Source organism: Streptomyces sp. NPDC088812 (assembly GCF_044750285.1).
Lineage (GTDB): Bacteria > Actinomycetota > Actinomycetes > Streptomycetales > Streptomycetaceae > Streptomyces.
The window spans coordinates 179,834-193,321 of the sequence record NZ_JBIVJP010000018.1 but is presented as its reverse complement, the minus strand read 5'-3'; the positions used below and the strand labels follow the sequence as shown (position 1 = coordinate 193,321).

At 71.1% G+C, this 13,488-nt stretch carries 11 protein-coding genes and 1 pseudogene; 10 read left to right on the top strand and 2 right to left on the bottom strand.

Annotated features, from left to right (window positions below; translation table 11 throughout):
- Window positions 1-153 precede the first annotated feature (153 nt).
- Window positions 154-648, top strand: coding sequence for a GNAT family N-acetyltransferase (locus tag ACIP67_RS29105; protein ID WP_401695876.1), 495 nt, complete (start codon window positions 154-156; stop codon window positions 646-648).
- Window positions 649-1,032: 384 nt separating this feature from the next.
- Here the strand turns inward: ACIP67_RS29105 and ACIP67_RS29100 are convergent, their stop codons facing one another.
- Entirely contained in the window at window positions 1,033-1,608 is a 576-nt protein-coding gene (locus tag ACIP67_RS29100) for an adenylosuccinate lyase (protein ID WP_401695822.1), read from the bottom strand.
- Window positions 1,609-2,030: 422 nt separating this feature from the next.
- Here ACIP67_RS29100 and ACIP67_RS29095 point away from each other — a divergent pair, with 422 nt between their 5' ends.
- The 9 genes from ACIP67_RS29095 to pssA all read left to right on the top strand — a co-directional run bounded on the left by ACIP67_RS29095 (window position 2,031) and on the right by pssA (window position 12,982).
- A complete protein-coding gene (locus tag ACIP67_RS29095) occupies window positions 2,031-3,833 on the top strand; it encodes a 3-hydroxyacyl-CoA dehydrogenase family protein (RefSeq protein WP_401695821.1) in 1,803 nt (600 codons plus the stop codon).
- A 118-nt stretch (window positions 3,834-3,951) separates the two neighbouring features.
- Window positions 3,952-4,785: a TetR family transcriptional regulator gene (locus ACIP67_RS29090; RefSeq protein WP_401695875.1), complete on the top strand. Its 834-nt coding sequence runs from the start codon at window positions 3,952-3,954 to the stop codon at window positions 4,783-4,785.
- A gap of 427 nt (window positions 4,786-5,212) precedes the next feature.
- A complete protein-coding gene (gene ccrA, locus ACIP67_RS29085; RefSeq protein ID WP_401695874.1) occupies window positions 5,213-6,550 on the top strand; it encodes a crotonyl-CoA carboxylase/reductase in 1,338 nt (445 codons plus the stop codon).
- A 17-nt stretch (window positions 6,551-6,567) separates the two neighbouring features.
- On the top strand, window positions 6,568-8,616 hold the full coding sequence (locus ACIP67_RS29080; protein WP_401695820.1) for a protein meaA: 2,049 nt from the start codon (window positions 6,568-6,570) through the stop codon (window positions 8,614-8,616).
- Window positions 8,613-9,575: an HpcH/HpaI aldolase/citrate lyase family protein gene (locus tag ACIP67_RS29075; protein WP_401695819.1), complete on the top strand. Its 963-nt coding sequence runs from the start codon at window positions 8,613-8,615 to the stop codon at window positions 9,573-9,575. The genes ACIP67_RS29080 and ACIP67_RS29075 overlap by 4 nt, the downstream gene beginning before the upstream one ends.
- Before the next feature lie 17 nt (window positions 9,576-9,592).
- Window positions 9,593-10,111: a MaoC family dehydratase gene (locus tag ACIP67_RS29070; protein ID WP_401695873.1), complete on the top strand. Its 519-nt coding sequence runs from the start codon at window positions 9,593-9,595 to the stop codon at window positions 10,109-10,111.
- Complete coding sequence (locus ACIP67_RS29065) at window positions 10,108-11,313, top strand: acyl-CoA dehydrogenase family protein (protein WP_401695818.1); 1,206 nt, start codon at window positions 10,108-10,110, stop codon at window positions 11,311-11,313. The genes ACIP67_RS29070 and ACIP67_RS29065 overlap by 4 nt, the downstream gene beginning before the upstream one ends.
- 171 nt (window positions 11,314-11,484) lie before the next feature.
- Window positions 11,485-12,141 (top strand): phosphatidylserine decarboxylase, encoded by a 657-nt coding sequence (locus ACIP67_RS29060; RefSeq protein WP_385076175.1) that lies wholly within the window; start codon window positions 11,485-11,487, stop codon window positions 12,139-12,141.
- 22 nt (window positions 12,142-12,163) lie between these two features.
- Window positions 12,164-12,982 carry a CDP-diacylglycerol--serine O-phosphatidyltransferase gene (gene pssA / locus ACIP67_RS29055; protein WP_389515920.1) on the top strand — a complete coding sequence of 273 codons (819 nt, stop codon included), beginning with the start codon at window positions 12,164-12,166 and terminating at the stop codon, window positions 12,980-12,982.
- A 161-nt stretch (window positions 12,983-13,143) separates the two neighbouring features.
- Here pssA and ACIP67_RS29050 read toward each other — a convergent pair.
- Window positions 13,144-13,488: pseudogene (locus ACIP67_RS29050) on the bottom strand (hypothetical protein); the annotation flags it as partial.

Below are 13,488 nucleotides of genomic sequence, written 5' to 3'. Positions count from 1 at the left end.
GCGACCCGTCGGGGGCGGGGTCGGAGCCCTGGTCCACCATGAACCCATGAGTGAGCCGACACCCATGAGTGAGCCGACCAGGATCCCCGCCCCCGACGGTGTCGCCGCGGCGTTCGCGGTGGTGAGCCGGTGACCGCCGCGCTCGTCCGCGCGATGAGGCTCGACGACTGCGCGCGCGTCTCCGAGATCCGCGTCCGCGGCTGGCAGAGCGCCTACCGCGGCCTGATGCCGCAGTCCTACCTGGACGCCCTGAGCCTCACCGAGGACGCCGAGCGGCGCCGGACCCGGTTCGCCCAGGGCGACGGCAGCGTGGTGAACCTGGTCGCCGAGCAGGTCGGCCAGGTGGTGGGCTGGGCCGCGCACGGCCCCTACCGCGAGGGCGGACACCGCACGTCGGACGCCGAGCTGTACGCGCTCTACGTCGACCCCGCCCGCATCGGCACCGGCGTCGGACGGGCCCTGCTCACCGAGGCGGTACGCCGGACCACGGCCGACGGCCACCGGCGCATGTACCTCTGGGTCCTCCGCGCCAACACCCGCGCCCGCACCTTCTACACCCACGCCGGCTTCCACCCCGACGGCACCGAGGAGCCCTCCGAGGTGAACGGCGTACCGGTACCGGAGGTCCGCTACGTGATCGACTTCTGAACAAACCCCAGAGCAACTCCCCCAGGAGCGCGGGGAACTGTTCGACCACCCCGCGAACGCCCTCGCCTCCCCGACAGACGGTCAGCCCCACCCCCTCAGGGGCGCGGGGAACTGCGCGATCAGCCCCCACGGCCCGCAGCGCCCCACGCAGCACACCAGCCCACCGAACCCTCTGACGGACCGCCACCCCAACCCTCCAGGGGCGCGGGGAACTGCGCGACCGCCCAGCGAACCGGCCCCGCCTCCCCGACAGACGGTCAGCCCCACTCCCCCAGGGGCGCGGGGAGCTGCGCGACCGGCCCCCACGGCCCGCAGCGCCCCACACACCGCACCACCCCCACCCCCACCCACCCCCGCCCACCAACACCCCGCACGCCCACCCCCTCACCGCCGGCCGGCGATCCGCGCCAACGCCCGCACCGCCGCCTCCGCCAGGACCGGATGCGCGAGGGCGTCGTTCAGGACGGGCCGGGCCCGCTCGTCACCGAGGGCGCCGAGCCCCTCCACGCAGGCGAGCGCCACCCGCCGGTAGGGGTCGTGCGGACCCAGCCGGCGCCGCAGCGTCGTGATCAGCGCGGGCACCGACTCCGGCGCGCGCAGCTCCACCAGCAGCCGCACCGGGTGCAGGGCGTACGCGACGCGCAGTTCGTTGGTGGCGAGGGCGGCGGCGGCGCGGGCGGTGCGGGGGTCACCGAGGCGGGCCAGGGCATGGGCGGCGGAGGCGCAGCGCGGCGGGTCGCGGTGGTTGAGGAGGAGGACGAGCGCCTCGAAGGCCCGCCGGTCCCCCGCGACGCCCAGCCGGAACGCGGCCATCTCCCGGGCCCACAGGGGCTGCCCGGCGGCGATGAGCACCTCGGCGAGCGCGTCGCGGTCGTCGGTCGCCGCCAGGCGCCCGAACTCGGCGGAGTGCCCCGACTCCTGCCGCAAACGCTCCGTGAGCGATCGCAACTCCTCGTCCATGCGCCCGAGCCTAGACTTCGGGCACACGGCGGCGGGACGTACATCACAAACTCGGAGGGCTGGCGCGCTCGTTACCCGCCGGTTAGGCTCAGACGAGCGAGTTACCCACTCGCGGAACCCCCTCGTGGCGGCCTGGTGACGCAGCCGCCGACGGGAGCAGTCGGTTCGGTACGCCTCGTACCTCCTGTACGAGGTACCTCCTGTACGACCCGGTCCCGGGACAGGGCCGGTCGGTCATCACCGTTCTCGGACGCGTGCGCGTCCGCAGCGACGGCCCCGGGCGTGTGCGCCTGTAGCCCGGCACCACCCGCACTCCTTCCGCACCCGCCGCGCCCAGGCCTCTGCGGAGCTCTCGGAGCTCTCGGAGTCCTCGGCGCACGGGCGCGTTCCCCGTCGTCACCCTCATTTTCTGGAGTCCCGCGATGGCCACTCCCCTGTCCCCCGCCCCGTCCCCGCTGCGGACGATCGCCGTGGTCGGCCTCGGCACCATGGGCACCGGCATCACCGAGGTCCTGGCCAAGGCCGGCCGCGAGGTGGTCGGCATCGACATCAGCGAGGCCCAGGCGGCGCGGTGCGGCGCCGCCCTGGAGGCCTCCACCGCCCGTTCCGTGGCGCGCGGCCGGCTGACCGAGCGGGAGCGCGCGGACGCCCTCGCCCGGGTCCGCACCTCCACCGACCTGGGCGCGGCGGCCGACGCCGACCTGGTCATCGAGGTGGTGCCGGAGTCGTACGAGATCAAGCAGCAGGTCTTCCGGGAGCTGGACGGGATCGTGCGGCCCGGGGCGATCCTCGCGACCGGGACCAACGCGCTGTCCGTCACCCGGCTCGCCGCGGACTCGGCGCGTCCCGAGCGGGTGCTGGGGCTGCACTTCTTCAACCCGGCGCCGGCGATGAAGCTGGTCGAGGTCGTCTCCTCGGTGCTGACCGCGCCGGCCGCCGTCACCGCCGTCACCGATCTCGCGCTGGACCTGGGCAAGGAGCCCGTCGCGGTCGGCGACCGGCCGGGGTTCGTCGCCGACGGGCTGCTGTTCGGCTACCTCAACCAGGCCGCCGCGATGTACGAGGCGAAGTACGCCTCCCGCGAGGACATCGACGCCGCGATGCGGCTGGGCTGCGGCCTGCCGATGGGCCCGCTCGCCCTGCTCGACCTGATCGGCGTCGACACCGCGCGGACGGTGCTGGAGGCCATGTACGCCGCCTCCCACGACCGGTTGCACGCCCCCGCGCCGATCCTGCGGCAGCTCAGCGAGGCCGGGCTGACCGGACGCAAGTCGGGCCGCGGCTTCTACACGTACGCGGCGCCGGGCGGCGCGGCGGTCGTGCCGGACGCGTCGACGCCCGCCCCGGACGGGAGCGGTGTCCCCGGACGCGCGGTGCGCGCCGTCGGTGTCGCCGGCTCCGGCACGATGGCCTCGGGCATCGCCGAGGTCTTCGCCAAGGCGGGCTTCGACGTCGTCCTGGCCGCCCGCAGCGAGGAGAAGGCGCAGGCCGCGAAGGCCCGTGTCGGGAAGTCGCTGTCCCGTTCCGTCGACAAGGGCCGGCTCACCGCCGAGGCCGCCGCGCAGGCCCTGGAGCGGATCACCCCGGCCGGCGGCTACGACGCCTTCGCCGACGTCGACCTGGCCGTCGAGGCGGTCGCCGAGGACCTGGACGTCAAGCGGCAGCTGTTCGCGGCGCTGGACAAGGTGTGCCGGCCCGGCGCGGTGCTCGCCACGACGACCTCCTCGCTGCCGGTCGTCGCCCTGGCCCGCGCCACCTCCCGTCCGCAGGACGTGATCGGCATGCACTTCTTCAACCCGGCGCCCGCGATGAAGCTGGTCGAGGTGGTCCGCACGGTCCTGACCGGCGAGGACGTCCACGCGACGGTCCACGAGGTGTGCGGGAGGATCAGGAAGCACGCCGTCGACTGCGGGGACCGGGCCGGCTTCATCGTGAACGCGCTGCTGTTCCCGTACCTCAACAACGCGGTCAAGATGGTGCAGGAGCACTACGCGTCCCTCGACGACATCGACGCGGCGATGAAGCTGGGCGGCGGCTATCCCATGGGTCCCTTCGAGCTGCTCGACGTGGTCGGGCTGGACGTCTCGCTGGCCATCGAGAAGGTCCTGCACCGCGAGTTCCGGGACCCGGGGCTGGCCCCGGCGCCGCTGCTGGAGCACCTGGTGGCCGCGGGCTGCCTCGGCCGCAAGACGGGCCGCGGCTTCCGCGAGTATGCCCGCCGCTGACGGCGTCGGCGACTGGTTCCGGGCCGGTGAGGAGTGGGGCGGCCTGCTGGGACCGGCGGCCCCCGCCCCGCCCGCCCGGGGCGGGGGAAACCGCGCACAGGCGCGCCGAGCTGCGCACATGCAGTACGTTCAGGGCATGCCCCAGCCCGCCAAGTCCTCACGTACCCCCGCCACGCCCGACGCGCCGGAAAGTGCCGCAGGCTCCCGCGCGGCGGCCCAACGGCTCAAGATGCGCCGGGAACTGGCGGCCGCGGCCATGGAGCTGTTCGCGACCAAGGGGTACGAGGCGACCACCGTCGACGAGATCGCGGCCGCGGCCGGGGTCGCCCGCCGCACCTTCTTCCGCCACTTCCGCTCCAAGGAAGAGGCGATCTTCCCCGACCACGACGACACACTGATCCGCGCCGAGGCGGTGCTGAACGCGGCTCCCGCGCACGAGCACCCGCTCGACACGGTGTGCCGCGGGATCAAGGAAGTGATGAAGATGTACGCGGCCCGGCCGGAGATCTCGGTCGCCCGCTACAAGCTCACGCGCGAGGTGCCCACCCTGCGCGAGGCCGAGATCGCGTCGGTGGCCCGCTACGAGCGCCTCTTCACCCGCTACCTCCTCGGCCACTTCGACGAGCACGCCCACGACGACGACGCCAACGACGACCCGCTGCTGGCCGAGGTCGCCGCCTCCGCCGTGGTCACCGCCCACAACCACGTGCTGCGGCGCTGGCTCAGGGCCGGCGGCCAGGGCGACGTGGAGGCCCAGCTCGACCACGCCTTCGCGATCGTCCGCAAGACGTTCGGGACGGGCATAGGGGCCGGGCGGAGCGGCTCCGCGGCCCCCAGGACGGCCCCCGCCGCGGTCTCCGCGCAGGGCGAGGTGCTGGTGACGGTCGCCCGCACCGACGCCCCGCTGGACGAGGTGATGCGGACCATCGAGCAGGCCCTCAAGGAGCGCTGAGGGCGCTCCGGCACCGCCGGTCACTGTGATGACGGCCACCCGCCCGGGTGGCCGTTTTGGCATGTCAGGGCAGGTTTTCTCGCGGAATTCCGAGCCCGTTCGATCGATCATCGCTCATTTGTTACGTAAAGATTTCATCTGAGTGCAATTTCTGGCACTCAGTGCCTTGCGAGGTGACACGCGGTGTCATACGTTGAAGGTGTCCGGGCGGCCGGCGTGCAGAGACCAGACGTACGCCGGCTGTCCCCGCAAGCCCACGGCCTGCGCGCCCGGACGCCTGCGTCACAGGCACCCTCCCGCGCCACCCAGCGCTGCCGGACAGCACCACCCGCCGAACCGACGGCCCGCCCCCACCCCTCAGCAGCACCGACGCAACCCTCAGCGCCCTTCCCTCGGGGCGCTCATCGCCGGAGGCAACACCGTGACCGTGAAGGACATCCTGGACGCGATCCAGTCACCGGACTCCACGTCCGCCGACTTCGCCGCCCTGCCGCTGCCCGAGTCGTACCGGGCGATCACCGTGCACAAGGACGAGACGGAGATGTTCGCGGGCCTCGCGACCCGCGACAAGGACCCCCGCAAGTCGATCCACCTGGACGACGTGCCGGTGCCGGAACTCGGCCCCGGCGAGGCCCTGGTGGCCGTCATGGCCTCCTCGGTCAACTACAACTCCGTGTGGACCTCGATCTTCGAGCCGCTGTCGACCTTCGGCTTCCTGGAACGCTACGGCAGGCTCAGCGAGCTCACGAAGCGCCACGACCTGCCGTACCACATCATCGGCTCCGACCTCGCGGGCGTCGTGCTGCGCACCGGCCCCGGCGTCAACGCCTGGAAGCCCGGTGACGAGGTCGTCGCGCACTGCCTGTCCGTCGAGCTGGAGTCGAGCGACGGCCACAACGACACCATGCTCGACCCCGAGCAGCGGATCTGGGGCTTCGAGACCAACTTCGGCGGCCTCGCGGAGATCGCGCTGGTCAAGTCCAACCAGCTGATGCCCAAGCCGGACCACCTGTCGTGGGAGGAGGCGGCGGCCCCCGGGCTCGTCAACTCCACCGCCTACCGCCAGCTGGTCTCCCGCAACGGCGCCGGCATGAAGCAGGGCGACAACGTCCTGATCTGGGGCGCGAGCGGCGGACTCGGCAGTTACGCCACACAGTTCGCGCTCGCCGGCGGCGCCACCCCGATCTGTGTCGTCAGCAGTGAGCAGAAGGCGGCGATCTGCCGGTCCATGGGCGCCGAGGCGGTCATCGACCGCACGGCCGAGGGCTACCGGTTCTGGAAGGACGAGCACACCCAGGACCCCAAGGAGTGGAAGCGCTTCGGCAAGCGCATCCGCGAGCTGACCGGCGGCGAGGACGTCGACATCGTCTTCGAGCACCCCGGCCGCGAGACCTTCGGCGCCAGCGTGTACGTCACCCGCAAGGGCGGCACCGTCGTCACCTGCGCCTCCACCTCCGGCTACCACCACGAGTACGACAACCGCTACCTGTGGATGTCCCTGAAGCGGATCATCGGCTCCCACTTCGCCAACTACCGCGAGGCCTGGGAGGCCAACCGCCTCGTCGCCAAGGGGAAGATCCACCCGACGCTGTCGAAGGTGTACTCCCTGGAGGACACCGGCCAGGCCGCCCACGACGTGCACCGCAACCTCCACCAGGGCAAGGTCGGCGTGCTCTGCCTGGCCCCCGAGGAGGGCCTGGGCGTGCGGGACCCGGAGAAGCGCGCGCAGCACGTCGACGCCATCAACCGCTTCCGGAACATCTGAGACATCCGAGGTCATAGATGACTGAGCGTCAGCCTGCCGACGGGAAGCGGGAGAAGGACCGGCCGTGGCTCATGCGCACGTACGCCGGTCACTCCACGGCCGAGGCGTCCAACGAGCTGTACCGGCGCAACCTCGCCAAGGGCCAGACCGGCCTGTCGGTCGCGTTCGACCTGCCGACCCAGACCGGCTACGACCCCGACCACGTCCTCGCCCGCGGCGAGGTCGGCCGGGTGGGCGTGCCGGTCGCGCACCTCGGTGACATGCGCCGGCTGTTCCAGGACATCCCCCTGGAGCGGATGAACACCTCGATGACCATCAACGCCACCGCCATGTGGCTGCTGGCGCTCTACCAGGTCGTCGCGGAGGAGCAGGGCGCGGACCTCACGCAGCTCCAGGGCACGACCCAGAACGACATCGTCAAGGAGTACCTCTCCCGCGGCACCCATGTGTTCCCGCCGGGGCCGAGCCTGCGCCTGACGACGGACATGATCGCGTACACGGTCGCCCACCTGCCGAGGTGGAACCCGATCAACATCTGCAGCTACCACCTCCAGGAGGCCGGGGCCACACCGGTCCAGGAGATCGCGTACGCGATGTCCACCGCCGTGGCCGTCCTCGACGCCGTGCGCGACGGCGGCCAGGTGCCCCAGGACCGTATGGGCGACGTCGTCGGCCGGATCTCCTTCTTCGTCAACGCGGGCGTCCGCTTCGTCGAGGAGATGTGCAAGATGCGCGCCTTCGGCCGCATCTGGGACCGGATCACCCGCGAGCGGTACGGCATCGAGAACCCCAAGCACCGCCGCTTCCGCTACGGCGTCCAGGTCAACTCCCTCGGCCTGACCGAGGCGCAGCCGGAGAACAACGTCCAGCGGATCGTGCTGGAGATGCTGGCGGTGACCCTCTCCAAGGACGCCCGCGCGCGTGCCGTGCAGCTGCCCGCCTGGAACGAGGCGCTGGGCCTGCCCCGCCCCTGGGACCAGCAGTGGTCGCTGCGCATCCAGCAGGTCCTCGCCCACGAGAGCGACCTGCTGGAGTACGACGACCTCTTCGAGGGCTCGAAGGTGATCGAGGCGAAGGTGGACCGGCTGGTCGAGGAGTCCCTCGCGGAGATCGAGCGGATCCAGGAGATGGGCGGGGCGATGGCCGCCGTCGAGTCCGGCTACCTGAAGTCGCGGCTGGTCGCCTCGCACGCCGAGCGCCGGGCCCGGATCGAGTCCGGCCGGGAGAAGATCGTGGGCGTCAACGTCTTCGAGACGACCGAGCCGAACCCGCTGACGGCCGACCTCGACACCGCGGTCCAGACGGTCGACCCGGCCGTCGAGTCCCGTGTCGTCGCCTCCCTCCAGGCCTGGCGCGACACCCGCTACCAGCCCCCCTTCAACCACCCCCGCCCCTGCAAGGCGCTGGAGCGGCTGAAGGAGGCCGCCAAGGGCACCGACAACCTCATGGAGGCCACCCTGGAGTGTGCCCGCGCCGGCGTCACCACCGGCGAGTGGGCGGGCGCGCTGCGGGAGGTGTTCGGCGAGTTCCGGGCACCGACGGGCGTGTCGTCGGCGCCGGTGGCCGTGGCCGCGCAGGACGGCTCGGCCCTGTCCGGGGTGCGCCGCGCGGTGGAGCGGACGGCGGCCGACCTCGGCGTGGGCAAGCTGCGCTTCCTGGTCGGCAAGCCCGGCCTGGACGGGCACTCCAACGGCGCCGAGCAGATCGCCGTCCGGGCCCGGGACGCCGGGTTCGAGGTGGTCTACCAGGGCATCCGGCTCACCCCCGAGCAGATCGTGGACGCCGCCCTCGCCGAGGACGTGCACGCGGTCGGCCTCTCCGTCCTCTCCGGGTCGCACGCCCGGCTCGTCCCGGACGTGCTGGAACGGCTGCGTGTGGCCGGTGCCACAGATATCCCGGTGATCGCCGGTGGCATCATCCCGAAGGGTGACGCCGAGCGGCTGAGAGCCGCCGGAGTGGCCGCCGTCTTCACCCCGAAGGACTTCGACATCACCGGGATCATCGGCCGCATCGTCGACGAGATCCGGAAAGCGAACAAGCTCGACCCCCTGGAGGTCCCCGCATGACGACCGTCAACCGCCTTCGCCCCCGGCGTTCCTGCCTGGCCGTGCCGGGCTCGAACCCCCGCTTCCTGGAGAAGGCGCAGGGCCTCCCGGCGGACCAGGTCTTCCTCGACCTGGAGGACGCCTGCGCCCCGCTCGCCAAGCCCGAGGCGCGGCACACCATCGTCAAGTTCCTCAACGAGGGCGACTGGACCGGCAAGACGCGCGTGGTCCGCGTCAACGACTGGACGACGGAGTGGACGTACCGCGATGTCGTGACCGTCGTCGAGGGCGCCGGGCAGAACCTCGACTGCATCATGCTGCCGAAGGTACAGAACGCCCAGCAGGTCGTCGCCCTGGACCTCCTCCTCACCCAGATCGAGAAGACGATGGGCTTCGAGGTCGGCCGGATCGGCATCGAGGCGCAGATCGAGAACGCCCGCGGCCTGAACAACGTCAACGAGATCGCGCAGGCCTCCCCGCGCACCGAGACGATCATCTTCGGCCCCGCCGACTTCATGGCGTCGATCAACATGAAGTCGCTGGTCGTGGGCGAGCAGCCGCCCGGCTACCCGGCGGACGCCTACCACTACATCCTGATGAAGATCCTGATGGCCGCCCGCGCCAACGACCTCCAGGCCATCGACGGCCCCTACCTCCAGATCCGCAACGTCGACGGCTTCCGCGAGGTGGCCGGCCGCGCCGCCGCGCTCGGCTTCGACGGCAAGTGGGTGCTGCACCCCGGCCAGGTCGACGCCGCCAACGAGGTCTTCTCCCCCTCCCAGGAGGACTACGACCACGCCGAGCTGATCCTGGACGCGTACGAGTACTGCACGTCCGAGGCGGGCGGCAAGAAGGGCTCCGCGATGCTCGGCGACGAGATGATCGACGAGGCCAGCCGCAAGATGGCCCTGGTCATCGCGGGCAAGGGACGCGCCGCCGGCATGCGGCGCACCAGCACGTTCGAGATCCCCGCCGAGTAGAAAGGGCCGTGAGCGCGATGCAGTTCGGGCGCATCTACGAGGAGTTCGAGGTCGGTGCCGTCTACAAGCACTGGCCGGGCAAGACGGTCACGGAGTACGACGACCACCTCTTCTGCCTCCTCACCATGAACCACCACCCGCTCCACCTGGACGCGCACTACGCGGAGCGGACGACGGACTTCGGCAAGAACGTCGTCGTCGGCAACTACGTCTACTCGCTGCTGCTCGGCATGTCCGTCCCGGACGTCTCCGGCAAGGCGATCGCCAACCTGGAGATCGAGTCGCTGAAGCACGTGGCGCCGACCTTCCACGGCGACACGGTGTACGGCGAGACGACCGTGCTGGACAAGTGGCCGTCGCGGTCGAAGGACGACCGCGGGATCGTCCACGTCGAGACCCGGGGCTACAAGCAGGACGGCACGCTGGTGTGCGTGTTCCGCCGCAAGGTGATGGTGCCGACCGAGACGTACGTCAAGGAGCGCGGCGGAGAGCAGCCGGGCCGCCCCGAGCCGAAGCGGCAGGAGAAGCAGCGATGACCCGACTCGCCCGGACCGCCGGTCTGACCGACGTCCAGCAGGAGATCCTCTCCACCGTCCGTGACTTCGTGGACAAGGAGATCATCCCGGTCGCCACCGAGCTGGAGCACCGCGACGAGTACCCCCAGGCGATCGTCGACGGTCTGAGGGAGCTGGGCCTGTTCGGCCTGATGATCCCCGAGGAGTACGGGGGTCTGGGCGAGTCGCTCCTGACGTACGCGCTGTGCGTGGAGGAGATCGCCCGCGGCTGGATGTCCGTCTCCGGCATCATCAACACGCACTTCATCGTGGCGTACATGCTCAAGCAGCACGGCACGCGGGAGCAGAAGGACCACTTCCTGCCGAGGATGGCGGCCGGGGACGTCCGCGGCGCGTTCTCGATGTCGGAGCCGGGTCTGGGCTCCGACGTGTCGGCGATCACGTCGAAGGCGGTGAGGGACGGCGACGCGTACGTCCTGAACGGCCAGAAGATGTGGCTGACGAACGGCGGCACGTCCTCGCTCGTCGCCGTCCTCGTCCGCAGTGACGAAGGACACCCCGAGGGCACCGCCCCCCACAGGTCGATGACGACCTTCCTGGTGGAGAAGGAGCCGGGCTTCGGCGAGGTCCGCCCCGGCCTCACCATCCCGGGCAAGATCGACAAGATGGGCTACAAGGGCGTCGACACCACCGAGCTGATCATGGACGGCCTGCGGGTTCCGGAGAACCGCGTGCTCGGAGGGGTGACAGGACGAGGTTTTTACCAAATGATGGACGGCGTGGAGGTGGGCCGTGTCAACGTCGCGGCGCGTGGCTGCGGCGTCGCGCAGCGCGCGTTCGAGCTGGGGGTGCGGTACGCCCAGCAGCGGCACACGTTCGGCCGGCCGATCGCGCAGCACCAGGCCATCCAGTTCAAGCTGGCGGAGATGGCTACCAAGGTCGAGGCCGCCCATGCCATGATGGTCAACGCGGCTCGCAAAAAGGACTCCGGGGAACGAAACGACCTTGAGGCAGGGATGGCGAAGTACCTCGCCTCCGAGTACTGCAAGGAGGTCGTGGAGGACTCCTTCCGGATCCACGGCGGCTACGGCTTCTCCAAGGAGTACGAGATCGAGCGCCTCTACCGTGAGGCCCCGATGCTGCTGATCGGTGAAGGTACCGCCGAGATCCAGAAAATGATCATTGGGCGCAGGCTGCTCGAGGAGTATCGGTTCCAAGGCTAGATATCCGGGTTGGGGGTGTTTTCTTCGAGAAGAAGGTCACACCCCGTCAACTCGCCCCCGCCGCCGACTCGGCTTCCTGGCTTGCCCAGTTGCCGCACAGAACCGCTACGATCGCGGGAAAGCCGCCGTCCCCCCGTCGAAGCGCGGCATCATCCGCTACGAAGGTCATCCATGCCCCACAGCCAAACCTCTGCACCTCGCGACAGCCTGGCCGGCGTACGCCTTGCGCGCGGAGCATCGCCGTGGCTCCTTCCGACCGTCGCCACCGCAGCCGTCAGCCTGGTCCGCGCCCGCCGCTCGGGTGTCGCCAAGGCCGTCGCCGTACCCGCCACCGCTCTCGCCGCAGGCATGCTGTGGTTCTTCCGCGACCCCGAGCGTGAGATCGCGCAGGGCCGGGTCATCTCCCCCGCCGACGGAGTGGTGCAGAGCATCATGCCGTGGAAGGACGGACGGACCCGCGTCGCGATCTTCATGAGCCCGCTCAACGTCCACGTCAACCGCGCGCCGCTGGCCGGCACGGTGACGTCGGTCGAGCACATCCCGGGCGGGTTCGTGCCGGCGTTCAACAAGGAGAGCGAGAACAACGAGCGCGTCGTCTGGCACTTCGACACCGAGCTCGGCGACATCGAGATGATCCAGATCGCCGGCGCCGTCGCCCGCCGTATCGTCCCCTACGTCCCGGAGGGCACGAAGGTCGAGCAGGGCGACCGGATCGGTCTGATCCGCTTCGGCTCGCGCGTCGACATCTACCTGCCCGAGGGCGTGGAGATCGCGGTCGAGGTCGGGCAGAAGACCGTGGCAGGGGTGACTCGCATTGACCGTGATTGACCCGGAGACCCAGGCGGGCTGGGTGCCCGAGGCCGACGAGGTGGACGAAGAGGAGGAGATGCCCCTTTCTCTCCGGCTGTCGATAGCGGACACCCTCACCCTCGGCAACGCCACGTGCGGCTTCATGGCGGTGTACTTCACCACCACCGGCATCCTGATCCCGCACCTCACCGGCAGCCAGGAGTCCGGCATGGCCCGCCACAGCGCGGCCACGGCGGTCATCCTGATGCTGTGCGCGGCGGTCTTCGACCTCTTCGACGGTCTGGTGGCGCGCAAGCTGCGCTCCTCGCCCATGGGCGCGGAGCTGGACAACCTCTCCGACCTGATCAGCTTCGGCCTCGCCCCGGCCTACTTCGTCCTGGTCTACGGCATGGTCGCCGACGACGCCCACCAGCGGGTGGCGGCGGTCGGCGCGATCGTGGTGCTGCTGGCGGTGGTGCTGCGGCTCGCCCGCTTCTCGTGCGTGACGATGAAGGACGGCATGTTCCAGGGCATGCCCTCCCCGTTCGGCGCGCTGACGGTCGTCTCGATCGTGCTGCTGGAGCTGCCCTTCGTGGCGACGCTGCTGGCCATCCTGGGGACCGCCTGGCTGATGGTGAGCCGGGTGGAGTACCCCAAGCCGCGGGGCCGCCTCGCCGGCGCGATGCTCTCGTGGATCGTCCTGTCGATGGGTCTGCTGGCGGGGTGGGCCTTCGACGCCCCGAGCGGCCAGCTCCTCCTCCAGACGGGCTGCGCCCTCCAGCTGGTCATGGGCGCGGTCATCCCGCTGTTCGCCACGGCCCGCCGGGTGAACAACTTCCGCGACAACAGGCGCGAGGCACGGGCGGCGCAGCTGCCCTGACGCTCCGCCGAGTGGGGCCCCGGACCCGGGCGGGATGCTGTTGGTACCAACAGCATCCCGGGTGGGTCCGGGGCCCTTCGCATGTCCGGCGCCGCTGGGAGACGAGCCCGTTCCGCCCCACCCAGCCCGTCCGGCGGCGCTGGGAGAAGGGGCCAGGCCCGTCAGCGCTGGGAGAATGGGGCCAGGCCCCTCAGACCCACCCAGCCCGTCCGGCCGCGCAGGGAGACGGGGCCCGTCAGACCCAACCAGCCCGTCCGGCCGCGCTGGGAGAATGGGGCCAGGCCCCTCAGACCCACCCAGCCCGTCCGGCCGCGCAGGGAGACGAGGCCCGTCAGACCCAACCAGCCCGTCCGGCCGCGCTGGGAGAATGGGGCCAGGCCCCTCAGACCCACCCAGCCCGTCCGGCCGCGCAGGGAGACGAGGCCCGTCAGACCCAACCAGCCCGTCCGGCCGCGCTGGGAGAATGGGGCCAGGCCCCTCAGACCCACCCAGCCCGTCCGGCCACG

Bases quoted from the DNA above. Each gene is read 5' to 3' on its own strand.
- ACIP67_RS29105 (WP_401695876.1), top strand. From the start codon at position 154: ATGAGGCTCGACGACTGCGCGCGCGTCTCCGAGATCCGCGTCCGCGGC.
- ACIP67_RS29100 (WP_401695822.1), bottom strand. From the start codon at position 1,608: ATGGACGAGGAGTTGCGATCGCTCACGGAGCGTTTGCGGCAGGAGTCG.
- ACIP67_RS29095 (WP_401695821.1), top strand. From the start codon at position 2,031: ATGGCCACTCCCCTGTCCCCCGCCCCGTCCCCGCTGCGGACGATCGCC.
- ACIP67_RS29090 (WP_401695875.1), top strand. From the start codon at position 3,952: ATGCAGTACGTTCAGGGCATGCCCCAGCCCGCCAAGTCCTCACGTACC.
- ACIP67_RS29080 (WP_401695820.1), top strand. From the start codon at position 6,568: ATGACTGAGCGTCAGCCTGCCGACGGGAAGCGGGAGAAGGACCGGCCG.
- ACIP67_RS29075 (WP_401695819.1), top strand. From the start codon at position 8,613: ATGACGACCGTCAACCGCCTTCGCCCCCGGCGTTCCTGCCTGGCCGTG.
- ACIP67_RS29070 (WP_401695873.1), top strand. From the start codon at position 9,593: ATGCAGTTCGGGCGCATCTACGAGGAGTTCGAGGTCGGTGCCGTCTAC.
- ACIP67_RS29065 (WP_401695818.1), top strand. From the start codon at position 10,108: ATGACCCGACTCGCCCGGACCGCCGGTCTGACCGACGTCCAGCAGGAG.
- ACIP67_RS29060 (WP_385076175.1), top strand. From the start codon at position 11,485: ATGCCCCACAGCCAAACCTCTGCACCTCGCGACAGCCTGGCCGGCGTA.